This is a genomic window from Fluviicola sp., from assembly GCF_039596355.1.
Taxonomy (GTDB): domain Bacteria; phylum Bacteroidota; class Bacteroidia; order Flavobacteriales_D; family Crocinitomicaceae; genus Fluviicola.
In genome coordinates this window covers 116,736-140,559 of sequence record NZ_JBCNJW010000003.1, presented here as the reverse complement: position 1 = coordinate 140,559, position 23,824 = coordinate 116,736, and the positions used below count along the sequence as shown (strand labels likewise).

Annotated in this window: 25 protein-coding genes and 1 other RNA gene; 12 read left to right on the top strand and 14 right to left on the bottom strand. The window is 43.9% G+C overall.

Going from position 1 to position 23,824, the window contains the following annotated elements; all coding sequences use genetic code 11:
• Positions 1-8: 8 nt before the first annotated feature.
• Both ABDV94_RS08590 and ABDV94_RS08585 read right to left on the bottom strand, forming a co-directional pair.
• A complete protein-coding gene (locus ABDV94_RS08590; protein WP_343606518.1) occupies positions 9-740 on the bottom strand; it encodes a LytTR family transcriptional regulator DNA-binding domain-containing protein in 732 nt (243 codons plus the stop codon).
• Entirely contained in the window at positions 733-2,463 is a 1,731-nt protein-coding gene (locus ABDV94_RS08585; RefSeq protein ID WP_343606516.1) for a tetratricopeptide repeat protein, read from the bottom strand. Before ABDV94_RS08585 ends, ABDV94_RS08590 begins: the two co-directional genes overlap by 8 nt.
• A gap of 227 nt (positions 2,464-2,690) precedes the next feature.
• Between ABDV94_RS08585 and ABDV94_RS08580 the strand changes: the two genes are divergently transcribed.
• Positions 2,691-3,134, top strand: coding sequence for a hypothetical protein (locus ABDV94_RS08580; RefSeq protein ID WP_343606514.1), 444 nt, complete (start codon positions 2,691-2,693; stop codon positions 3,132-3,134).
• Positions 3,135-3,231: 97 nt separating this feature from the next.
• On the opposite strand, the gene ABDV94_RS08575 is transcribed toward ABDV94_RS08580, so the two are convergent.
• From ABDV94_RS08575 to rfaD, 4 genes are all read right to left on the bottom strand, one after another.
• Positions 3,232-4,227: a T9SS type A sorting domain-containing protein gene (locus ABDV94_RS08575; RefSeq protein ID WP_343606512.1), complete on the bottom strand. Its 996-nt coding sequence runs from the start codon at positions 4,225-4,227 to the stop codon at positions 3,232-3,234.
• Between the two features lie 304 nt (positions 4,228-4,531).
• Positions 4,532-5,335, bottom strand: coding sequence for a TonB family protein (locus ABDV94_RS08570; protein ID WP_343606510.1), 804 nt, complete (start codon positions 5,333-5,335; stop codon positions 4,532-4,534).
• Between the two features lie 119 nt (positions 5,336-5,454).
• Positions 5,455-5,838, bottom strand: a complete 384-nt coding sequence (locus tag ABDV94_RS08565) for a VOC family protein (protein WP_343606508.1) — start codon at positions 5,836-5,838, stop codon at positions 5,455-5,457.
• 7 nt (positions 5,839-5,845) lie between these two features.
• On the bottom strand, positions 5,846-6,811 hold the full coding sequence (rfaD, locus tag ABDV94_RS08560; protein WP_343606506.1) for an ADP-glyceromanno-heptose 6-epimerase: 966 nt from the start codon (positions 6,809-6,811) through the stop codon (positions 5,846-5,848).
• A 151-nt stretch (positions 6,812-6,962) separates the two neighbouring features.
• Here rfaD and ABDV94_RS08555 point away from each other — a divergent pair, with 151 nt between their 5' ends.
• From ABDV94_RS08555 to ABDV94_RS08525, 7 genes are all read left to right on the top strand, one after another.
• A complete protein-coding gene (locus tag ABDV94_RS08555) occupies positions 6,963-7,394 on the top strand; it encodes a 6-carboxytetrahydropterin synthase (RefSeq protein ID WP_343606504.1) in 432 nt (143 codons plus the stop codon).
• A gap of 135 nt (positions 7,395-7,529) precedes the next feature.
• Entirely contained in the window at positions 7,530-8,120 is a 591-nt protein-coding gene (gene folE, locus ABDV94_RS08550) for a GTP cyclohydrolase I FolE (RefSeq protein ID WP_343606502.1), read from the top strand.
• A 145-nt stretch (positions 8,121-8,265) separates the two neighbouring features.
• The gene (locus ABDV94_RS08545; protein ID WP_343606500.1) at positions 8,266-8,994 is read left to right on the top strand and encodes a Bax inhibitor-1/YccA family protein; all 729 of its coding nucleotides are present in this window, start codon (positions 8,266-8,268) and stop codon (positions 8,992-8,994) included.
• A 92-nt stretch (positions 8,995-9,086) separates the two neighbouring features.
• Positions 9,087-9,797, top strand: a complete 711-nt coding sequence (locus ABDV94_RS08540) for a zinc metallopeptidase (protein WP_343606498.1) — start codon at positions 9,087-9,089, stop codon at positions 9,795-9,797.
• Between the two features lie 231 nt (positions 9,798-10,028).
• A complete protein-coding gene (locus tag ABDV94_RS08535) occupies positions 10,029-11,561 on the top strand; it encodes a GH3 auxin-responsive promoter family protein (protein ID WP_343606495.1) in 1,533 nt (510 codons plus the stop codon).
• Entirely contained in the window at positions 11,554-12,366 is an 813-nt protein-coding gene (locus ABDV94_RS08530) for a hypothetical protein (protein WP_343606494.1), read from the top strand. Before ABDV94_RS08535 ends, ABDV94_RS08530 begins: the two co-directional genes overlap by 8 nt.
• A 156-nt stretch (positions 12,367-12,522) precedes the next feature.
• Positions 12,523-13,137: a deoxynucleoside kinase gene (locus tag ABDV94_RS08525; RefSeq protein WP_343606492.1), complete on the top strand. Its 615-nt coding sequence runs from the start codon at positions 12,523-12,525 to the stop codon at positions 13,135-13,137.
• Between the two features lie 217 nt (positions 13,138-13,354).
• Here the strand turns inward: ABDV94_RS08525 and ABDV94_RS08520 are convergent, their stop codons facing one another.
• Complete coding sequence (locus ABDV94_RS08520; RefSeq protein ID WP_343606490.1) at positions 13,355-13,933, bottom strand: hypothetical protein; 579 nt, start codon at positions 13,931-13,933, stop codon at positions 13,355-13,357.
• Positions 13,934-13,983: 50 nt separating this feature from the next.
• Between ABDV94_RS08520 and ABDV94_RS08515 the strand changes: the two genes are divergently transcribed.
• Complete coding sequence (locus tag ABDV94_RS08515; protein ID WP_343606488.1) at positions 13,984-14,838, top strand: hypothetical protein; 855 nt, start codon at positions 13,984-13,986, stop codon at positions 14,836-14,838.
• 551 nt (positions 14,839-15,389) lie between these two features.
• On the opposite strand, the gene rnpB is transcribed toward ABDV94_RS08515, so the two are convergent.
• The 5 genes from rnpB to ABDV94_RS08490 all read right to left on the bottom strand — a co-directional run bounded on the left by rnpB (position 15,390) and on the right by ABDV94_RS08490 (position 19,325).
• An RNA gene (gene rnpB, locus ABDV94_RS08510) (RNase P RNA component class A) lies at positions 15,390-15,809 on the bottom strand.
• Positions 15,810-15,821: 12 nt separating this feature from the next.
• A complete protein-coding gene (locus ABDV94_RS08505) occupies positions 15,822-16,898 on the bottom strand; it encodes a T9SS type A sorting domain-containing protein (protein WP_343606486.1) in 1,077 nt (358 codons plus the stop codon).
• Positions 16,899-17,063: 165 nt separating this feature from the next.
• The gene (locus ABDV94_RS08500; RefSeq protein WP_343606484.1) at positions 17,064-17,471 is read right to left on the bottom strand and encodes a hypothetical protein; all 408 of its coding nucleotides are present in this window, start codon (positions 17,469-17,471) and stop codon (positions 17,064-17,066) included.
• A 55-nt stretch (positions 17,472-17,526) separates the two neighbouring features.
• The gene (locus ABDV94_RS08495; protein ID WP_343606482.1) at positions 17,527-18,753 is read right to left on the bottom strand and encodes a hypothetical protein; all 1,227 of its coding nucleotides are present in this window, start codon (positions 18,751-18,753) and stop codon (positions 17,527-17,529) included.
• Positions 18,750-19,325 (bottom strand): RNA polymerase sigma factor, encoded by a 576-nt coding sequence (locus tag ABDV94_RS08490; RefSeq protein WP_343606481.1) that lies wholly within the window; start codon positions 19,323-19,325, stop codon positions 18,750-18,752. The genes ABDV94_RS08495 and ABDV94_RS08490 overlap by 4 nt, the downstream gene beginning before the upstream one ends.
• A gap of 107 nt (positions 19,326-19,432) precedes the next feature.
• Between ABDV94_RS08490 and ABDV94_RS08485 the strand changes: the two genes are divergently transcribed.
• Positions 19,433-19,945, top strand: a complete 513-nt coding sequence (locus tag ABDV94_RS08485) for a histidine phosphatase family protein (protein ID WP_343606479.1) — start codon at positions 19,433-19,435, stop codon at positions 19,943-19,945.
• Here ABDV94_RS08485 and ABDV94_RS08480 read toward each other — a convergent pair.
• Positions 19,887-20,705: a rhomboid family intramembrane serine protease gene (locus ABDV94_RS08480; RefSeq protein ID WP_343606478.1), complete on the bottom strand. Its 819-nt coding sequence runs from the start codon at positions 20,703-20,705 to the stop codon at positions 19,887-19,889. The two genes, ABDV94_RS08485 and ABDV94_RS08480, sit on opposite strands and share 59 nt — an antisense overlap.
• 246 nt (positions 20,706-20,951) lie before the next feature.
• Here ABDV94_RS08480 and ABDV94_RS08475 point away from each other — a divergent pair, with 246 nt between their 5' ends.
• Positions 20,952-21,641: a hypothetical protein gene (locus ABDV94_RS08475; RefSeq protein ID WP_343606476.1), complete on the top strand. Its 690-nt coding sequence runs from the start codon at positions 20,952-20,954 to the stop codon at positions 21,639-21,641.
• Positions 21,642-21,822: 181 nt separating this feature from the next.
• Here the strand turns inward: ABDV94_RS08475 and ABDV94_RS08470 are convergent, their stop codons facing one another.
• Positions 21,823-22,128, bottom strand: a complete 306-nt coding sequence (locus ABDV94_RS08470; RefSeq protein WP_343606474.1) for a DUF3861 domain-containing protein — start codon at positions 22,126-22,128, stop codon at positions 21,823-21,825.
• Positions 22,129-22,323: 195 nt separating this feature from the next.
• Here ABDV94_RS08470 and ABDV94_RS08465 point away from each other — a divergent pair, with 195 nt between their 5' ends.
• A complete protein-coding gene (locus ABDV94_RS08465; protein WP_343606472.1) occupies positions 22,324-23,775 on the top strand; it encodes a hypothetical protein in 1,452 nt (483 codons plus the stop codon).
• Positions 23,776-23,824: the final 49 nt, after the last annotated feature.

Sequence of the window (23,824 nt, the reverse complement as noted above, 5' to 3'; positions counted from 1 at the left end):
ATTTCCCGTTAAAATAAATTCACCCGCTCCAAAAGCGATGACCGATGTGCCTCGCTCACCGGAATCTCTTTCCCATCCAATAAAATAGACTTCGGGTTGATCTGTTGAATGTGATTCAGGTTCACCACAAAGGAACGGTGAACGCGGAAAAACTCATTTTTCGACAACTTGTTTTCTACGTGCTTCAGGCTATAACTCACAATGTACTTGGAATCTTTCGTAAAGAGAATCGAATAGTTATCGCAGGCCTCCGCATACAGAATATCCGAATACGCCAATTTGATCAGCTTTTGCTTGTCCTTGATAAAGAAATAGGAATTGATCAGGATGGAGTTCGCAAATTCGATCTGACGATTTTGCTGCCGCACCTGGAAAGCATGCCACGCCAGTTCCACCTGCGCCTGAAGTTCTTCCTTCTTAAACGGTTTCATAACCAGCCCCGCAGGATTCGTTAATTTGATCCGCTCCAGCGTCTTGGAATCCGTACTGGAAGTCACGAAAAGAAAGGGTTTGTTGAGCTGCTGATTCACGAAATGCGCCAAATCCACTCCATCAGGTCCGGTTCCGAGGTTGATATCCAGCAGCAAGAGATCCGGCTCACATTTTTTCAACAGTGCTCTCGCCGACTCAAAGGTATCTGCCTTTCCCAAACATTCATAACCGTTATCCAGTAAGCATTGCTCCAGGTAATCTGCGATCAGTAATTCATCTTCTACAATAAACAGTTTTGGTTTAGTCATGATACACGTGATAGTTTGAGATAAGTAATTCCACTGTCAGGCCTTTTTCAGAGTTTGTTTCCGTGAATGCTGCCTGTAGTTTTTTCGACATCGTCCGGATCAGCTTCGTACCAAAATGTGTTCCGTTTTCTTCATTCGTTTTCCCGGAGCCGTTATCCCCCACAAGCAAACGGAGCTTTCCGGCATCTTCTTTTAAAACCAGTCGAATCTCCGGGGTTTGCTGATCAGCAAAGGCATACTTGCAGGAATTGGTCACTAATTCCGCCACAATCAAGCCGATAGGAAGTGCCGACTCAATATCCAGGTTCAAATCTTCCACTTCATACATCACGCGAATCGGTTTGCTGACTTCCTTCCGGAAATGAATCACCAAATCGTCCGTCAACTCACACAAGTATTCCGTCATCCGCACTGCGCGGATATTTTCCGTTTGATACAATTTTTGATGAATCAGTGAAATGGCATTGATCCGGTTAAGACTGTCTTCGATCAACTGCATCGATTCCGGATCTTTCAAATCACGTGCCTGTAAATCCAAAATGGCATGCACCATCTGGAGGTTGTTTTTTACGCGGTGGTGAATTTCCCCCATCATCGATTCCTTCTGTTCCAGGTTCATCTGAGACATCTCATATTTCTGTTCCAGCAACTGGTGAATCCGTCTTTTATTGCGGAACAACAGGAATAAAAAGATCAGAACGATCAGGATGAGCACCAAAGCCACCGCAAGAATCGTCAGTTGGCGCGCATACGTTTCGGACTGAATCTGCTGTTTCAGTTTCGCTTCCTTCAGCTTCTGTTTGTTGGATTCCACCTCGAACCGCGCCTGCATTTCAGCCAGTGCACTGCTCTTTTCCGAAGTAAAAACCGTGTCCTTCAAATCCGCATAGCGTTTTTGGTATTCATACGCTTTCCTGAAATCACCCGATGCAGCATAGCTGTCCGACACCGTGTAATAAGCAAAAGCTTCCCGTTCCTTCGCACCTGTATTCTTCACCGCTTCCAGGCTCTTCAAAGCATATTCGTGCGCCTTCCCGTATTGTTTCAGGTTGATATAAGCATTCGATAGTCCGTTGTAGGTCGACGTAAGATTCAGGTCGTTGTCATACTTTTTGGCAATCTCGGCAGCCTTCAGGTAGTAATCGATTGCGGTGTCGAACTCCTGCTTCTCATGATAAATCTTCGCCAGCGAGTTATACGCCGGCCCTAAGCCCTGTTCGTAGTCATTTCGGAGGTAGATATCAATTGCCCGTCTGAAATTGGCTACAGCCTCTTTTTCTTTCTTTTGATATGTAAATGTGATTCCCTGGTTTACCAGCACATCGGCCAGATCGATATCCAGTTTCAATTTTTTACACAATGCGATAGCCTTGTTATAGTACCAGTTCGAATTATCGTATTGAAACTGTGTAAAATAGCAAACACCCAGCTGGGAATAACAGTACGACAGGTTTTCATCGTCTTTCTCCAGTTTGAACAGATGGATTGCCTGGTGAAAATACCGGATTGCAACTTCAGGATTTCCTTTGATGTCATTGGCAATTGCCAGGTTCATCAGCGCAAAAGCTTCTCCCGCACGGTAATCTGCTTCCTGGGATAAACGAAGTGCTTTCGAACTTAAGGCAATCGATTTTTCTACGTCGACGGAGTACAAAAATTCACTTTTCAGATTGAGCGCATCGATTTTGGCGGTATCTTTTTGACCGTAGATAGCAGGTATCACTAATAACCCAAAAACAAAAAGAAGGAAATTACGATTCATTTCTCACCCTAAAAATACCACCATTTACTCATTATTCAGTGTTTCTCAACCCTTTTTTTTGACCGGAACTCTTGTAATCCTGACTTTTGCACTTCAAACCCAATTATGAAAAACAAATTACGATTCCTAAGCGACGTAATCACACTTATTCGAATAAAATTGCACCACCCGGTTCAAATCCACCTGTCATGATGTTTACCAAAACCATTCAGTTCAAACAATGGACCTTCGAAATTCCTGTAAAACTCAACCGGAAAATATACTCGAATACACTGTGTGGTTATTCTGAGTTTCACATCAAAAAATTCCGTTCTTTTTTTCGTTTCAGTGACGAAATCTTCACCTCCGAACTCAAAGACCTGCTCAGCCAGTTCGGAATCGATTACAAAAAAGATACGCAGGTCAAAAAAGTGCCGGATGCAGACGGGTTCGAAACGTTCCTCATTACCTATCAGTTCCTCGGAGTCATTCAATCCGACTCCAGGATTTCCCCGGAAGAAAAATCACTCGCAGCGAACCTTGAGTACGAGCCATTGACCAAGAAAATCGGCATTGCATTTTACCAGGTCGAAGAAAAAATTATCGGAAAACACATTATCTACGCGGAAATCTTATTCCGCAACCAGCCTTAAAAAGGCACTGTTTGCCCTTCAGATCAAAGATGACTCCGATACTCAAACCAACAAGAAAAGGCAATCATTCGGAATTAGGCATTCGTAATTACTACTCTTAGTTCTTCACGACTTTATACATCTCGCTGCCAACCTTCAGATAGTATACCCCTGAAGAAAATACTGAAAGATCGACATGAAATTCCTGCTTGCTTACAACAGATACTGCCGCATTTACGTTCCTGCCTGAGGCATCAAAAACACCTTCAAACTCTTTGGATGAAGCACGCACGATCAACTCACCCTGGGTCGGATTCGGATATAGAATGACTTGCCCGTCTTCGCAATTCAGGCTCGCAAGCGACAAAATTTCCTCCGTACCATCCAAATCCGTCAGTCGCAAACGATAGTAATTCGTTGTGTTTTGCGGAGCATTGTCAATGGTGTAAGCATAGTTCGTTCTTGCTTGTGAATTTTGCTGTGCCTTCACAATTCCCAGTTCGTTCCAGGAAGAACCGTCAACAGAACCTTCGAGCGTGAAATGATCCGATCTTGCTTCGCTTTCGGTCGTCCAGTTTGCAACAACGCCATTACCGGCACACATCATTTTAAAAGCACTCAGTTCAACAGGCAGCCCCGAAACCAGCGTAATCTGGATATCATCCACCAGCAAGTTACAAGTTTCAGTTGTTGTTCCTGTAAAGGTCAGTGTGAGAGAAGCGGCATTTGCAATGAAGAAGAAGGTCTCCGTAGCAAGGGAAAAAGCCGTTCCGTTTCGGGAAACATTTTGATTGAGTACTCCCCCGCTTAGTGTCACGTTCAACGACTGAAGCGTAGGTCCGCAAGTCGTTCTTCTGGAACATTTAAAAGAAAGCCTGTAATATGACCCAGATGTAAATCCGGTAATGGTCTGACACAAGCCTGCAGCTACATCCACTTCTGCAACCTGATTCGTAGTGGATGAACCACCGTAAACCGATTCGGCATTTACTTCCGGAGAGCATCCCCAATTCGTTCCACTGGAATTAAAATTTCCGTTGAGTACCGTTTGAGCAACTATTTGATTAGGTAAAACACAAGTTATCACCAATATACATGCAAAAAAGGTTCTCATCTGATCTATCTATTTCTTATTAAACGCCTGCGAAATTAGTTTTTTAAGCGAAATTCGAAATTTAGAAATCGTTACTTTTATGCGAAACACCCGAAAACAGGGGCTTAACACACTAAATGACACTACTTTTCTGAAATGTGTTAAAATTCCACCAAAAACTTCGGTATAACTGATTTTACAGGTTCGCAAATCAGAAAAACTACGCTGAAAAAATTGTCAATCCGGTGCTTTTTTAGTTAGCAACTAATCCATCTTTCTGAAAACCAGTACACATCATTTCTCTTGAAGAGAAATCAAAGAAGAATTAGTTCAGTTTAAAGGAAACAGGAAGCGAAAATGTCGAATTGATTTTCTTTCCTTCAAAAGTAGCCGGCTTCCATTTAGGCATGTTACTAATGACTCTCACAGCTTCCTCATCCAGGAGCGGGTGTGCCGATCTTTTCACTTTTACGTCAGTCACGATTCCCTTGTCTGAAACCACAAACTGGAGATACACCTTTCCTTCGATATGATTGTTTACAGCAACTTGCGGATATCTCACATGACCTTTGAGGTACTTGACAATACTTTTTCTTCCTTTTTGAAAAGTCGCCGGTGTTTCATGTTCGTAAAAAGTGGTTTCCTTACCGTTCGGGAGATAACAGGCTTTGAACGTTCTTTTACCGTTCACATAGGTTTCTTTTCGTCTGATTTTCCCATTTTCATCATAAATAACAAAATCCCCTTCCAATTCTCCATCTGCAAAATTCTTCGTAGCATATAATTTTCCCGCATCATCGTATGATGTATGCACTCCGTGCAACTTTCCATTTTTGTAATTGGAAGAATAGGATTTGATGCCATTTTTCTCATAATAAACAAACTCGCCTTCCCGGATTTTCTGCGCATAATCTTTGAATGCACCGGTCATTTGAATCGAATCCGAATGCTTGTAATAATCCCACACTTTATAAAGGTGATCTTCTTCCCGTATCAAGCGGTAATATACGGCAGAATCCAAGATTTGTGTGACATTCCAGGCACTATCGAAGTAAATGGTATCGCGCTTATTCTGAGCAACGGCACAAAACGCAGCCGAAAGGATGAGGGTGGTGAAAAGGTATTTCATTGATCTGATTTTTACGGGGTAAAATTACGAATTACGAATTACGAATTACGAATTACGAATTACGAATTACGAATTACGAATTACGAATTACTTCATTCAAAATCATTTGGAATTCGGCATTAAACTTCCACCAACTCCAGCGGCAAACCATCCGGATCGGCAAAAAACGTAAAACGGTGTCCGGTCAGTCCATCTATGCGCACCGGTTCGGTTGCAATTCCGGCTTCATTCAAACGCCCGATTGCAGCATCCAGGTCGTGAACGGTAAATGCCAAGTGACGCAAGCCTCGTGCTTCCGGGTACGAAGGTCTTTCCGGCGGGTCAGGGAACGAGAACAACTCAACAACGTAGCGTCCGTTCAGCATGAGATCCAGCTTATACGAATTCCGTTCACTGCGAAAAGTTTCCGCCAGGATTTCCATTCCCAGCACTTCCGTGTAAAAGTGTTTGGAACGTTCGTAATCCGAACAGATTATGGCTATATGGTGAACGGAATGCAGCATCGGGAACTTAGATGTATTTTCCTTCCGACAGGTAATTTTTCACGTAGTCTTCAATTCCTTCTTCCAACGTGTGGAATGGGATATCATACCCCTGACCGATCAGTTTCTGCATGTTTGCTTCGGTAAAATACTGGTATTTATCGCGGATATCAGCCGGTGTGTCGATGAACGAAATATCCGGTTCTTTGTCTAAAGCCTTGAAGGTATTGGTTGCCAAATCCAGGAATGTACGTGCTTTCCCCGAACCCAGGTTGTAAATCCCGGATTTCGCCGTTCCCTTCATCAGGAATTCGATCACGGAAACCACGTCTTTCACGTACACGAAATCACGCATTTGTCCGCCATCCGTGTAATCCGGGTTGTGCGAACGGAACAGTTTCATCGAGCCGTGTTCTTTCACCTGGTTGAATGTGTGCATAATCACCGATGCCATGCGCCCTTTGTGGTATTCGTTCGGGCCATACACATTGAAGAACTTCAAGCCATACCAGTGCGGAGGAGTTTCTGTCTGCTCCAGCGCCCACATATCGAACCACTGCTTAGACCATCCGTATGGATTCAGCGGCTGTAGTTTCGGCATGTTTGATTCATTGTCGTCATAACCGAATTCTCCCAAACCATAGGTTGCTGCCGAACTTGCGTATACGAGTGGAATCTGGAAGTGAACACAGTGTTTCCAAACCATTTTGGAGTATTCCACGTTCAGTTCATCAAAAATTGCTTGGTCAAATTCCGTGGTATCGGTGCGCGCCCCGATGTGCAATATACACGTCACCTCAGAGCCGAATTCTTTCATCCATTGGTCAAAATCAGTACGCTGAACCATCGCAACAAACAATTTCCCGTCCAGGTTGGACGCCTTTTCAGCCCTGGAGAAATCATCTACCAAAACCAAATTATTAATTCCTTTGCTGTTCAGTGTTCCTGCTATGCAACTTCCGATGAAACCCGCTGCTCCTGTAATGACAATCATGATAATGAATTTTAGACAAAAGTAACGGAATTATCAATTTAGGAATGATTTAATTATCAAGAATTGGGAGCACTTCCCGATAATTAATAATTGATAATTCCTTTTACCTTTTCACTTCAAAATCGTACCTTTGTACCCAATTTTTCAAGACTTGGAAACAGTATACATTACCCGGAGAGAGCATTTCAATGCGGCACATAAATTATGGCGCGAAGAATGGTCGGATGAAAAGAACGAAGCCGTTTTCGGTAAATGCAGTAATAAAAACTGGCACGGGCACAATTTCGAATTGTTTGTTACCGTGAAAGGAGCCCCCAACCCGGAAACTGGTTTTGTAATCAATTTGAAAGACCTGAGCGTAATTATCAAAGAATTGGTTATCGAGCAGCTGGATCACAAAAACCTGAACCTGGATGTCCCGTTTTTGAAAGGAAAACTGGCTTCTACGGAAAACCTGGCGATTGAAATCTGGAAGCTTATCGAAGCGCCGATCGGTGAAGCAGGCGGTCAGTTGTGCAAAATCAAACTGGTGGAGACAGAAAACAATTTCGTAGAATACTTCGGAGGAAAAGAACCCTATTAACTAATGGAGAATGCAACATTGAAAAGGCGATGAGTCAAGAGACAAGACCTTTGGAGTCACGATTCAGTCCTGACTCTTGTCTCCTGATATCCTGACGTCCTTTCAATTCTACATTCTCACTTTTCAATTTAGATCATGAGTGAATTTCAATACAACGACGACGTTACACAACACATTTCAGGTGTCTATAAATCCATTCTCTCAAAAATCGGAGAAGATCCTGAGCGCGAAGGCTTGCTCAAAACCCCGGAGCGTGTTGCCAAAGCACTGCAATTCCTGACTCAGGGCTACGATACCAAACCGGAAGAAATTCTGAAAAGCGCCTTGTTTAACGAGGAATATTCTGAAATGGTCCTGGTAAAAGACATCGAGGTGTATTCGATGTGTGAGCACCACATGCTTCCATTCTTCGGAAAGGCACACATTGCCTATATTCCGAACGGAACAATCGTAGGTTTGAGCAAAATTCCACGGGTGGTAGATGCATTCAGCCGCAGACTACAGGTTCAGGAACGTTTAACAATCGAAATCCGCGACTGCATCCAGGAAACCCTCAAACCGAAAGGAGTTGCAGTGGTTCTGGAATGCCAACACATGTGTATGCAGATGCGCGGAGTACAGAAACAAAATTCCGTCACCACTTCCAGTGCGTTCACCGGATTATTCCTTGGCAACGACTCCACAAGAAAAGAGTTTATTAACTTAGTACAAGCAAAATTGCACTAGTCTGCTCAAAGGTTGAAAACAAACCATTGAACGTTTGAACCTTTTGAATTTTTGAACAAGTCAAGTTCTATTGCAAAAACAACAAATCATCAGAATAATTGGATGATTCGAAACAAGAAAGTATTAACCAAATAAAATAACAACCATGAGTGAAATCATCGATAATTACAGTTTTGACACGGCAGAAAAACAAGCCGCCGCAAGACAATTTTTCGCGAAAGTATACGGATTCATGTTCTTCGCACTGATCGTTTCCGGGGCAATTGCATATCAATACGGAACGGAAGCATTTTTCGCAAAACACTTTTTAAGCCCCACACCAAAAGGATACCAGCCAAACTTCCTGTATTACGTGGTTATTTTCTCCCCGGTCGGAGTAGCACTGTTGTTACAGACCATGATCAACCGCCTTTCATTCCCGCTGTTATTCGGATTGTTCTCTTTATACAGCATTCTGATCGGTTTTTCCCTCTCGTACATTTTCATCTTTTACTCCATCGGTTCGATTGCAACCACTTTCGGTATCACTGCCGTAACCTTTGGAGTCATGGCAATCATGGGCTTTGTAACCAAATTAGACCTGACTAAAATGGGATCCATTCTGTACATGGCTTTCATCGGAATTTTCATTTCATCCATGATCAATTTCTTCCTGAAAAGCGAGGCATTTGAATACCTGATTTCAATCATCGGGGTGATTGTGTTCACCGGTTTGACAGCTTACCACATGCAGCAATTGAAACAATTTGCACACGACTCTGAAATTTCAGCTGAGAACAAAAATAAACTGGCGCTTTTGGGAGGATTTACCTTGTATGTTCTCTTCATCAATTTATTCGTTTCTCTCCTGAGTTTATTCGGGAACAGAGATTAGAATCAGCTAACATTCTTTAAGTTAAAACCTGCTAAAATTCAAGTATAGCAGGTTTTTTTGTGCGTAACTTTGAGAAACAAATTTAACTAACAATGATATCTTTTGGCCCGGCTATGCTCATTGGTTTAGTCTTTATGGGAATCGGACTATTGGTGAGCTGGCGATTAAGAAGCAAATTTCAGGAATTCAGCAAGATTCCCTCCAGAAGTGGTTTAAGCGGTCGTGAAATAGCAGAGCGCATGCTGCGCGATTACGGCATCTACGATGTACGCGTGACCTGTGTTCCCGGACAATTGACCGACCATTACAACCCGGCTGACAAAACGGTTAATCTCTCCGAAGAAGTTTACCACGGAACTAATGCAGCCTCCGCAGCAGTTGCCGCACACGAATGCGGACACGCCGTACAGCATGCCAAAGCTTACGCACCACTGGAATGGCGTTCCAAACTGGTTCCTCTGCAGCACGCTTCCGGCATGTTCCTGAACATCCTGATGATGCTGACTTTTATCGGGGGAGCGATTTTATTCGAGTCTTTCCCGATCAAATGGGTTCTTTGGGCGATCGTCATCGCTTACGGGTTCATTGCACTGTTCAGCATTGTGACGTTACCGGTCGAACTGGATGCTTCAAAACGTGCTTTGAGCTGGATTGAACACTCCGGAACCGCAACGAAGGACGAATATGAACGTTCGAAAACGGCGTTGAATTTAGCCGCAACTACCTATGTAGTAGCAGCTCTCGGCGCAATCGTCACGATGTTTTACTACGTTTTGCGATTAATTGGTACAAACGACGACTAATTTCCTTTCATTTTTTCAAACAAAATCTTACATTTGGGGAAAATTTGGAAGTTATGTCAGAGCACCATTCAGAACATCATGATAAAAATGATACTTTCTTCGAAAGTTCAACAGTAGGAATTGGATTTGTGTACACAGTGATCCTGTTGGCAATCATCGGATCGATTTACGCATTCGGATAGTATAAGGAGGAAAGTTAATCCTCCTTTTTTATTTCACTGAATTTCGCTTATGCCTTTCAATTCGATTTTTGCATGGGTTATCAAAAAACGCCTGCATCAGATTGAGCTTTTCCGGAAATACCCGGAGGATGTTCAGAATGAATTGTTTGAAAAACTGATCGAACAAGGCTGTCAGAGCAAATACGGTAAAGAACACCGCTTCCACCAAATCACGTCTTACCAGGACTTCAAACAACTGGTTCCTCTCAACAATTACGATTCCCTGAAGCCATGGATCGATAAACTCATGTCCGGCGAACAGCACGTACTTTGGTCGCAGGAAACCAAATGGTTTGCCAAGAGTTCCGGAACCACTTCCGATCGAAGCAAGTTTATTCCCGTGACCCGCGAATCGCTGGAAGACTGTCACTACAAGGGTGGAAAAGATTTACTCGCCTTGTATTACGAAAATTTCCCCAACCGGAAATTGTATAAAGGAAAACACCTGATCGTTGGCGGAAGCGCACAGGTACTGCCTGTTTCAGACAACAGCTACCAGGGTGACCTGTCGGCGATTATTCTCAAAAACCTGCCCTGGTGGGCGGAAATCCGGCGCACTCCTTCCAGGGAAATTGCCTTGATGAGTGAATGGGAAGAGAAAATCGAGAAAATGGCGCGCAGCACGATCGAAGAAGACGTATATATCATTGCCGGCGTACCGAGTTGGACATTAGTCCTTGCCCGAAAAATACTCGCTATCACCGGGAAGAAACACCTGCGGGAAGTATGGCCCAACCTCGAATTATTCATGCACGGCGGCGTGAGTTTCGAGCCTTACCGCGAAGCGTTCCGCGAGTTGATTCCTTTTGACGACATGCATTACGTGGAAACATACAATGCTTCGGAAGGATTTTTCGGCATCCAGGACGTAGACGGTTCCAACGAACTGCTGCTCATGCTTGACTACGGGATTTTCTATGAATTCATCCCGATGCATGCGTTTAAAGACACGGAATCGACTGAAATCTACAGCCTGGAACAGGTTGAACTGGATGAAGAATACGCGCTGGTGATCTCCACCAATGCAGGGCTCTGGCGCTACATTATCGGGGACACGATCCGCTTTACGTCGAAAAGTCCGTATCGTTTTAGATTAAGCGGACGAACCAAACACTTCATCAATGCATTTGGCGAGGAGTTGATCGTCAACAACACGGATTTCGCCATCACGGAAGCCTGTTCAAAAACCAACGCCATTATCCGGGATTATACCGTAGCCCCGGTTTATATGGATGGAAATACACAGGGAAAACACGAATGGCTCATTGAATTTGACCGCGCACCAAATGATATCGGACGCTTCATGCACTTACTGGACGAATCGCTTCGCAGCATCAATTCGGACTATGACGCCAAACGCACCAAAAATCTGGCATTGGGAAAACCATTGCTTCATGTACTAAAATCCGGCAGTTTCGATAACTGGCTTCAAAAAAAAGGTAAATTAGGAGGACAGCACAAGGTTCCCCGCTTGATGAATTCCCGTGAAATCGTGGAACAAATCTTGCAGGAAACAGACTTTGAAACAATTCAATATGCGTAGACTTCTGCTCTGCCTCGCCGGCGTTTTACTTTCGATCCACAGTTACTCCCAGCAAAGCTGGAAGGTAGTCTGGTCTTTGGAAATCGATCCGGAGTCTGTCTGGGACATCGACCCCATTCATCAATGCATTATTTATCAGAACCAGAGTATTCAAAAACGGGACGCCAAAGGACAACTGATGCTACAGGAAAGTTTTAAATCGCTGGGCTCTATCCAGAAGATTGATGCTCAAAATCCCTTGAAAATTGCTTTATTTTCCGAAGATCAGCAACAAATTTGTTTCCTGGATAACGCACTGGCACTACAAAACGGATGTACGAATCTCAGCGATCTGAATGTGAGCCTGGCTGTTACCATGAGCGCATCCATCCAAACGGATCGGATCTGGGTCTATGACGAACCGAATTCCAAAATAGAACTCATTACGCTTCGCAACAACCAGGGACAGCTGATTCAGAATGTAAAGGGGCTCCTGGATATGAAATCGATTGTCAACATGCAGGAAATTGACAACCGCCTTTTCTTGTTTGACGAGATCAACCAGGTTGCCTGGTTTGACCAATTCGGGAATTTTATTGATGTTGCCACACTTCCACCGAATAAACCTGTTTACCCGATCCAGGATTATTTTCTCGTAGCAACTGGAAAGAATATTCAAACGTACGATATCAATGCACAGGTTGTTTCCGCATTTTTTTCAGGTGATTCTCTCCTGGATTCGGACATTGTAAAAATGGAAATCTCGGGAGACCGGATCTACATTCAAACCCGGAAAAAACTCTGGTGCTACCGGATGATTCAGTAATTACTTACTTCTCCCCGTTTGGGAATCAATTTTTCACAACAAAAATTGTTCAAAAAGGCTACCCGGGTGACCATTTGAGGCAATATTTTTTTGCACAATCCGCGAAACTTGAAGCCATATTTTGTAATTTAGTCAGCCCCAAAAAACACAGAGATTATGCATATCGCAGTAGCAGGAAATATAGGTTCAGGAAAGACCACACTAACAAAAATGCTGGCTAAACATTATGGCTGGGAAACTCATTTTGAAGATGTTGAAATGAACCCGTACCTGAACGACTTCTACGAAGATATGCAACGCTGGTCTTTCAACCTTCAGATCTATTATCTGAATTCCCGCTTTACACAAATCCAGGAAATCAAGGAAAGTAAAAATCACGTGATCCAGGATCGTACGATTTACGAAGATGCGTTCATTTTTGCACCGAACCTGCATTCTATGGGCTTAATGACCACACGTGATTTCGAGAACTATTTCTCTTTGTTCAACCTGATGGATTCGTTTGTTTCTGCACCGGATTTGCTGATCTACCTGCGCGCATCCGTCCCTACTTTGGTGAACCAGATTCAACAACGAGGAAGAGACTACGAAGAAAGCATCCGTCTCGACTACCTGAAGCGTCTGAACGAACGATACGAAGCATGGATTTCGACGTATGACAATGGGAAACTCCTGATCATTGACGTGGATAACAACCGTTTTCCTGAGAACCAGGAAGATTTGGGAAAAATCATCCAGTCGATTGATGCGGAGATTAACGGATTATTCTAATTTTCAAAAACGTGTCTTAATTCAAAGTCCTTGAATTCCTATTAACAAGGATTTGATTGCTTTACACACAATTGGAATGTTTTTTTCGGTGAGGCTACATCTGCCCTAAATAAAAATCGTAGAATTCGCGGTATTTTTTCAAATTGGGAATTCCCAAAAACCCAATTTCCCAATATTGGGACAGGGTCGTGAATTCCTTGAAATCCTATTCTAAAAATTAGTCTAAATACAGATCATCTGTCCCTTCCAACTCGGAGAAATCTTTCAGCAAAATAGCCAGATCGGTCAGAATAGCATCTTTCTGCTCATCGCGCACCTCAGTCTGCCCGAAATATTCTTTCAACAGCAACTGTGATTCCAGGATAGATGGCTCCGGAGCAACGGCTTCGAAATTCTCAATCAGGGTAATGGCTTCAAGGGCATCCAGGAAATCCCCTTCAATCCCGAACAAGACAAAATCTGCCAGGTATTCCGAAAAATCCAGTTTGGAATTCCAGAACGTGCTGAGCAATTTGCGTTGAATCCCGCGGTTTTCAGAATTGTTAAATGCCTCCATCAAAGGCTCCACTGCCGAAGTATCTTTCAAACTTTGAAGCAGATCGATCAGTAAGACTTCATTTTCTGCAGACAATCCGGACCTCCATACCGTAATCAACGGCTCAATAATCGTTGCATGACCGTGAACGGCGAAAGCTTTGATTGCACTTGCAACCTTCAATTCATCCTTACTCTGTAAATCACCCAACAGCTGGTTGATCTTTAGTTTTTCCTGCTTATTCAAATTGCTTTTCGACACGGGATTATTTTTTCACAAAAGTACAAAATACCACTATCTTTGACCTCATTATGAACTGGAAGATTTACATCCTTTTTGCGGGACTTTTTTTTACACTCAGTGCGTGTCTGGACGAAGCGAAACCAAGCGTCCATGAAAAAATCATCTTCTATACGGATACGTATTGTCCGGCAGACAGCGCCATTATCAACGAGTTTGAGCAATCCAGGCATATTTCCGTACAGGTTGTGTATCAACCTCAGGAAGAAATCGCGAAACTGATTCAAAAAAACAAGTTCAATACCGGGATCGACGTATTGTTGCTCGCTTCCGACAGTTTACGGGAAAACTTATACAACCAGGGACTATTCAGCCAGCTGAAAGAGCATATTTATTTCCGCAATATCGACCGGCAGTTTAACAACAATCATCATTTCTGGATTCCGCTCTGTCACAACCCACTGGTTTTAACATGCAAAAAAGATTCCAGCGCAGTCTGTGCACCTCTCAACTGGAACAAGATGAATAAAGACAGTGTACGACCGGGAATTGAAGTAAAATCCAACGTGAACTCCTACCTGATGAAGCTTGCCAAAACAGATAAGTTTGCAAAAATCACCAAAGCGAATCTAAAATCCGTTTCCGGTTACCGGATTTATACACTGGATCAACTGGCGAAACTATCGGAGGTGAATTTTCATTTCAACCAAAACAACTGTTTTTACTACCTCGTGGAAAAACAACGTTTCATGACCAATTTTACCAGTATCAGCTTGTATAAATACAGCCGCAATAAAACCGCAGCACAGCAATTCATCGAGTTTTACAGCTTGTATCAATACCAGGTTGCATCCAACAGAAACCAACTTTCGACCTTCAAAACCATCCAGCCAAACTTCCTGATCCGTACCCTGGAAATTCAGTAACAGGAGGAAGTGTTTTGAAATTAATTTGTTAAATTTTAGGAAGTTACCTGAATTTTACTTTAATTTTAAGCAAACTTCACGCTACTATTATGAATTCACCCGTGCTACTCAATACGGATCGAATACTCCTTAACCCTGACAATAGAAAACAAACATTTGGCTTGCTGGTAACTTTGTATTTACTGGTGAGTGCTTTGTTTGTAGGGCTTTCGATGCAACTAAGCAATCATTTTTCTTTCCCCCTCGGCACCACGGTGTGTCTGGCGGTTCTGTTTACCATTTTGGTGAAGATCATCCGGGTTACACTTGCAACCGGGTACATTAAAAACGACGTGGTGGTGATCAAGCTCCTGTCTGAGCGTTCATTCGTCCTGGAATTTGTCTGCATTAAAAAGGCGCGATCCTTTTCGCTCTTAGGTTTATCCGTTACGTTCCTCAAATTTAAGTTTGACGGAGCGGAATACCATGCCATTCTCTGTGGAAAACCCATGCAGGGTGGAACCATCGAAACCGTTATCCGGGAACACAAAAAAGCCTACAGGGAATACATTCAAAAAGGCAAGCCATAAGCCGGGTTCTGTACATTCAGTCCGCCGCGGCAGACTGAACTGACTGTCATTTATCTGGTACTGACGTCACCGTCAGCATCTATCGATCTACCCTCCAGGCATCCTGACGAAAACGCCAGGAAGAGAACGAGCAGCCCTACTCGCCTGGTTTACATGATCTTTCAGCCCGTGAGGTTTACCTAGCTTCCGAATGTCACCACCGGAACGGTGAGCTCTTACCTCACCTTTTCACCCTTACCCCAACAAAGTCAAAGACCTTATCGAGGCGGTTTATTTTCTGCTGCACTTTCTGTACCCGCCGGCTTAACCCGGCGAATCCTTCCCGTTAGGAAGCACGGTTGCTCTATGCTGCCCGGACTTTCCTCCCCCCGCCGAAACGGAGAGCGACAGTCGGCTTGCTGTACAAACTTACGCTTATTTCACGAATTTCTGTGTCGTATACCCCGAAGAAAATACCACGACCAAGGTGTAAGCTCCTGCCGGGAGCTCCGAAACATCGAGTAATTGCTCGTTAGAAGACGCAGGAATTTGTTTCCAGATTCGACCTGCCTGATCAACGACAAAAAAGTTTTCAGCCTGCTCAGCCGTAGAAACATGCAGTTTATCAGAAACCGGGTTCGGGTAGAATGAAACCGAAATCTTACTTTCGTTCAGACCCAATCCGTTGAAATTATCCCGGTATTCTACTGCTGTAACCGTTTCATTTCCCAAAACCTCATTGGTTCGGATACGCATCACAGCTTCTTTATCTGACGTAGAACGCCATTCGTATTCGTGTGCCACCGGAATCGGGATTGGAATCCACATCGCAAAACCGCTGTAGGTGATATACAACGAATCCACCTCATCAATCACATGGTGGATGCGGATGGCATCGAACTGCCCGAAAGGCGTTTTTACCGTTCCCCAACCGTCGACATTGCTTACGCGGTGACGGTGTTGTCTCCATTTCGCGTCGTAGATCGGGTTAAAGTCCACACTGGTATATCCTCTCGATTCGTAGTTATCTCCGTAAGTAATCGGCAATTCATAGCGTGTTTCGATCGTATCTGAACGAAAACCGATTCCCTGGCCGCTACTCACGATTTCATACCCGATCGAAGTAACTCCGGTAGTCGCTTTTTTTGTAAACTGGTTGATTGCATCGATGGAAATCGGCAAGAAGCTGGAAGCCTGACTGATCGGAAGATCGGTTGTCGAATTAAAATAAGTTGCCTTATAGGCTGCAGGAGCAAAGCTTCCGAACATGATGGAAGAAAGCCCTGTTGACTGGCTCATCGGGATTGTAATCAAGCTTCTCTGATCCTGCGGAACCAATGTAGAGAAATCCCAGGTATGGTTTGCCCCGGTGGTACCATAATCGATCGTAGGATCGGTCAATGTACTAAAGACATAGGATTCTGAAGCTCCCGCAAAGTGTTGGTCAGTTAGTGTGATCTGACCAAAAGAGAACGTACTGATAGTCAGAAGAGGAAGTAGCAAATGTTTCATTTTCAAAGTAGTTTGAGCAAATATATAAATTGTTTGGAAAGGTCGCGCCCTAAAAATACAGGTGATGACAATTTTCTAAATGGAATGAAAGCGCTTCACTTGCTCAAAGTGCCTTCAAAAGGTTGGAAAAGTTCCATGTTATTGTTAAACTTTTGTCTCCTTCAATCAGGATTCAGGCCAGGGAACCGGGCCGTCTACTCCGCCGTTAAACGGAAGATTGTAATCGTCATAACCGGCTACAAATGTGGGAATTACTGCCTGCCAAAACAGCTCCAGGGCTTCAACAATGTTTTTGATACTTTCCGATTCGGGCTGATTCAGTGCGTCGTCGTCGTATTCGAGCATGCAGCGAAACAAATCATAATCCATCCAGCTTTCCAGGTGTGTGGGATTGCGATCCAGACTGATTTCCATTCCATCACAACCAACAAAATGGTAGGTGAGCGCCTCTCCCTCATAAATCCGATAGTATTCTTCGTGATACTGGCTCCCGTTTTTCTTCAGCCATTGATCCAAAATGGCTACCTGCATTCGTACCCGGACACCTGAATCATAGTAAATCGTAGCGCGCATTGCTAACCTCTGTTTTCAGCGCAAGTTCGAAAAATAGTTTGATTCCGGGATCAATTTACTTTGTAAATGATCTTCTCAGTACAATTTGTCCGTTTAATGGAAGTCCTGCCAATTTCCCGAGGTAATAATCGGTGTGGAACGGTCTCAGTACGTCTGCCTGGAATTTCGCCCCGATACTGTATTTCGGTGTCAGGTGATAGTAATACTGGAATCCGAATTCCATGCTCATGGAATTGGAGTGCTCCACTTTCCCCGTATAGTTTCCTTCACGCTGAATTACCTGGTTTTGCACAATCTGTTCTCTTCCGTGGATAAACAACTGGATCCCCGGAACAACTCCGAAGGAAATCTCAGAACGTTTGAGCACATAACCGAAACGCAGCGGAAACTCTAAAGAATATAATTGTTTTACAGAAACGGTTCTGGTCATGTTTTGGGAGAAATTGGTTTCCCGGTAATCCAAACCGCCAAAACCTTCCATTCTCGCCTGTACCCCCAAACTCACAAATGCTTTATCGATCTTCTTGGTATATCCTCCGCCAAGTACCACACCGCCAACAACGTTGCGTTTTTCAGACGGAGATAAGTATGGCGACTGACCAACCGTTGCTCCCAATTCCAGGTACCAGGAATTTTCTTCCGGGTTTACAAGATTGGCAAGCGGTTCAATGTCACGGTTATTGGATTCCCTCAATTCTCTGGTTCCCAAACGATCTACATTCGGATCTTCGTTTAAGCCTGTTTCATCCTGCTTCGTTTCGGATGGAGTATTTGCCAATGGTTTCTGCTCCGGTGTTTCCGGGTTGATTTCTTCCCGGATTTGCTCTGCTGCCTGTAAACGATTCACAGGAGGCGTTTGCAGATTTGTCCGTACACGCTGTCTGAAATGCGTTTGTACGCGTGGAGCTGGAGTTACTGATTCTGAAGGAACATCCTGAGTGGAGCTTTCATTTCCCGGATTTTCAGAAGTTACTTGTTCAATCGGGGTATTGTCAGTTGTATTTTTCGGTTCTTCTTTCGCCAGGGTTTCCTGTTTTGCATTTAAGCGTGAAACTTCCACGTTTTCTCCCGGATAAAAGATCAATCCCAGGACCAGCAGAACAGTTGCAGCAACAGAAAGCCATGGAAGAAATACCCGGCTTTTCTTGTCTTCCGGCAACATGGCTTCCATTTCCGACCAAAACTCCGGAACGAAAAGCGGCTCCTGTCCTTCGGCTGCGTGCGCATCCCGGAACAATTGATCCAGTTCTTCATCGCTGATATGTCGATTGGAATATTTCATATTACAAAGCGTTTTTCATGTCTGTTTTCCATCATTTCAAGCCGTTCTCTCAACAATTTCCGTGCGGTTGAAAGGTGCCATTTGGAGGTTCCTTCCGTAATTTCAAGTAAATCCCCGATCTCTTTGTGGCTGTAACCGTCAATGACATAGAGGGTGAACACATGCGCGGAAATCGGCGGAATGGTTTTCAGCAGATCCAGCACTTCCTGGTAACTCAACTCCATCGCTCCTTCATTTTCCACTTTTTCTGCAACGGACGCCAGTTCTCTTTCGGTTTCTTTTGCGACAATGGCCTGGTTATGATTTTTGTTCTTGCGGTACTCATCAATGAGCGTATTCACAATAATCCGTTTGGCCCAGGCTGGAAAATTCAATTCATCCAGATCTACGTTTTGCAAGCCGTTTACAATTTTCAGAAACCCGTTATTCAATGCATGCCGCGCATCTTCGTGATTCGCATGATACCGCAAACACAAACGTATGAATTGCCTGTAGCAATACTCATAGAGCTGCTTCTGCGAACGTCTGTCATTCTCAGCGGATCCCTCCAATATCTGTTTGGTCACTTGCATTTACCCGGGTTCAAATTGTTTACTGACAACCGTAAAATGTTGAAAGTTCAAGCTTGTTTTTTATCCTTAACGTTCTATCTTTACAATTGGTTGGAAATTACGGAAAAATGTTAACATTGAATCTTATTCGGCATGCCAAGACCAATCAGGTCTCGCCAACCGGCAGCGATTTTGACAGAGCACTTCTCGACAAGGGTGTCTCCCAGGCAAACGTACTCGGCAATTACCTTCGGACACACCACATTGCTCTCGGAAAGATCATTTGTTCCAGTGCAACCCGAACGCAGCAGACGCGTTCCATCATTTGCCAGCACCAGTATGAAAGCTGTGATTATGAATTCAGCAAGAAACTGTATCTCAGTTCACACGCACAGATTCTCGATGTGATCGGACAAAGTGGAAAAGGAGCATCAACGGTAACCATTATCGGGCACAACGAAGGCATTTCCGAACTGGCGAGTTATCTGTCCGGAGAATTTATCCACCTGCGTACTGCCGAAATGATTTCCCTTACCTTTCCTTTTGAATCATGGGATTACCTGGTTCGCGGAACCGGGGTGATTATTTTTCAGTATCGTCCTGAGGTTTTTCTTCCGCTTCCGGTTTCCGCGCAGGAGTAATGTGATAAATGACGCGCATTGGAGGTGTTGGTCCGTATTGATTGGCCTGTTCACGATACATTTGCTCCAAATATTGTCTGTAGGCCAGTTCTTCCTGGTTTCGAATCCACATTCCTTCCAAATCAGGAGGTTCGATTCCCAATTCCTGTTCAATTTCATATTGGAATTTGGCACGTACCGGGCCGTGATTCCGGTAAGCAACCGCTAAACAAACTCCTACAACAAATCCGCCGAAATGTCCTTCCCAGGAAATGGATGGTTCCATCGGGAAAATTCCCCAGATCATACTCCCATAGACAAAAATCACCGCCAGTGAAATTCCCTGAAGCGCCAGGATTCTTCTGAAGAAACCGGAGACAAACAGGAAGCCGAAAAGTGCGTAGATCACACCACTCATCCCGATATGGTATGAGCCGTTGTCTTGCGCTACCCACCAAACAATCAACCCCGTTCCGATCCAGGAGATCAGGAAAACCCGTAGGGCGATGTCGCGATAATAATAAATGACTGCTGCCAGTAGAAGATAGGTCGGAAGTGAATTGTTCAGAATGTGTTTTACATTATATGGATCATGCAATAATGGCATGAAAAAAACACCTTTCCAACTGCTCCAGTGCCTCGGACGGATTCCCCATTCGATCAGATCGCTTCCGCCGGTAGTTCGTTCAAGCAACCAGATAACCCAACACACCATCACCAGAAGTAGCGGATAAATGAGTGCTTCAGCGGACGAACCTGTTATTTTGTTTGTTGTTTTCACGCAGGGGATTCGTCAAAAAACAAACCGAAAATCAAAACCTGACAGATTGACATTCAATGAATTTACATCCGTCTGTAATTTCTCTTTTTATTTTGTTAAAGGCCTTTTTTGTTCTTTCCCACCCCTGATTTATTCATTGGCAGTTTCTGGATGAGCTGAAACAATCTACATTTTAATCCGGGAAAAATGACAGGTATCGGAACGCCTACCTGTCTGAATGAACTTTTAACACATAACTTAAAACCCATGAAAACACACCACTATTTGAGCGTATTGGCTTTAACAGCCATTATCGGAGCATGTTCTAAAGAACGATCACCTTTTAAATCAGAAAAACCACTTTCCGCTTCGGAACAAATCAGTTTGAAGTACAGCGAAGAAGTCATCGTTTTTGATCAGGCTCGCAAACACAGCGTAACTTACCGGATTGAATCTGACAATGCTGAAAGTGTCAAAGCCATGAAAAAGGATCTGGAAGCAGTTCGCATTCAACTCTTGAATGAAGTCCCTCAGATTTCGGACAAAACGAAAGACAAACCGACCTCTGACAAAGCTCCGCAACAACCAGTCACGGACCAAAAGGGCATCTATCTGAAAGAAATTAACCGGAACATCGGGAATGCCTTGGGTTATTCCGTTGAAGCTGTCAGACAAAAAGACGGCTACCTGGAATCCTATTCCACCATCACCGTTACAGCAGATAATTGCTACGGTTTGTACATTAGTAATCAGTGGCTCTATCAGAACTACAACTATTTCTACTGGAGTAATGACGGCGGAGCATCCTGGGTTTTCAGCCGGATGGAAACGCTTACTTTTAATCAAAATTATTACTTCACTTCCGGCGGATACGGTACACACCGGATAGTTAGTCAGCCAAGCTACATTAACAGTAGTTTTTCGGTTAATAACCGGATTTACTGGGCTGTTCTGTAATTCGTTCTGAAAAGAAATTCCTCTGAGAAACGGCTAAAAGCAGGTGTCCTTCCCACTTCTTTTAGTCGTTTCTTATATTCTCAGAAAGCAACCGGATCAATTCGGGGATAAGTGTCCGCCACGGAGGATGCACTTCCTAACAGGGTAACGAAAGCCAATACAAACTATTCAACCTCTTGCTTCATTTATTTCCTCCTTTTAGTTTTTTCATAAACTGACCGAATGCCGGTGCAAACTCTTCGAACAGGGGATGATTCCTGTTCCGGATCATCACTTCACTGAAAAGTTTTAGTCCGACAGCAAATTCTACCGTTTGATCCACACCATCAAACAGTTTCCGCTCTTTGAGTACTTCTACGATTGTAAAAATATCATCGTGATTTTCGAATTCGAACTCCAGGAGCTGATCTCCCAAAGTTCCGTCTTTCTTCTGTACTTCCTGCAATTGAATCCTGTACTTATTGAATCGTTTATTTTCATTTTCCATGGTATGTATGGTTTGATGTCCTGAACTCCGGGAGAATCTTAAATGTAAGGTACGAAAATCCGGAAATGAAAGACCAACAATTCGCATGTTCGCGATATTGCGTACAGAACCCGCAAACACTGAAATTTAGCCCACCCAGCGATTATTCCCGAATAATCCGCTCCGAAAATGGAGACGATTTTTTAAATTCGGAACATGAACGCAAAAAACGGACTGTTACTGCTGCTGATCCATTTCACCGGATTCATTTCTTTCGGGCAGGATTATCACTACTGGACAGATCAGTTCGGGATTAAAGCGACTGCATTGGGAGGAGCCGTTATTGCAGGCCAGGATGATCATTCGATGGTGTTTTACAATGCGGCAGCGATGGCATTGATTGAAAATCCCAGTCTTTCGTTTTCCATCAATGCGTATCAATACCGGACCTTCAAAGAGCAAAATGCGCTGGGGCCGGATCAAAACCTGAACAATACAGATTTTGCAACGGTTCCCAATATGATGGCTGGCGTATTTGTTTTCAAAAAAGCACCTCAGTGGCGCGTGGGCTACCATGTATTGTCAAAGAATGTCTACAACAACAAACTGAACCAGTTTCACACCGGGAGATACGACGTGCTGCAAATGCCGGGAGATGAAACATTCGTTTCTTCCTATGCCGATGAAATTCACAACGGTGAGTACTGGAGCGGAATTGCCGCATCCTATCAATTAAACCCTCATGTATCTTTCGGGATTACCCACACGGGAGTATACAAAAGCACGAAGTATTACAACAATTATTCGTTTACGGTTCTTCCTCCGGACACCTCGTCTTCTGAAATTACGCGCCTGTCTTCCACCATGTCGTTTAATTTCTGGGACATCAAAATCCTCTTTAAGCCTGCTGTTTTGATTCAATATCCGAAATTCCGGTTTGGACTCACCACAACACTTCCCTCGATCAACATTATCGGACGTGGAAACTTTTACCGGGAATTTTCTACGCTGAACATGCAGGATGTGTTGCCGATCGATTTTGCAGTGCTCGCAAAGGCTACCCGAAGTAAGGTAAAACACAGCAATGCCCTATCTATTGCGGCCGGCATCAGTGCACAAATAGGAACCCGGCTCTGGCTGCATCTAAGTGCAGAAACATTTTTCCGGCGGAGTTATTACCTGATTCACAAAGGAGCATCCGATACGGAGCATTATCCGGAAGTCGTTTCAGACTCCCTGATCACATCTATTTTCGGAGAGCAGCATTTTCTCTCTTACGGAGAAGCCTACAAACCTGTTACCAATATCGGGATCGGGCTGGATATTCGGGTGAATGACAAATTCTCCATGCAGTGCGGATCACACACGGATTTCAACTACAACCGTTTTCCTGTTTATACATTTTCCCGGCAGGTAATCGAAGCTTCACAGTATGATCGTTTGGTGACTTCTATTGGTGGCAATTACACGTTGAAAAGCGGGAAACGCATTGCCCTGGCTTTTGAATTCGGTTTTTCCTTACCCAAAACAACCGATTACACCATCAATTTCACCACTCCGAATGAAGCCCGCAATGGCTTGACGGGAGATCCGGGACATGGAGCCAAAACAACCGCTTACTCCTACAAACTGATGTTTGAGCTGACGCTGGGGAAACTGAACAGGTAATATCCGTTAGTCCCTGAAAGTAACGCTCCCCTCCTCATTCCTCACCCAA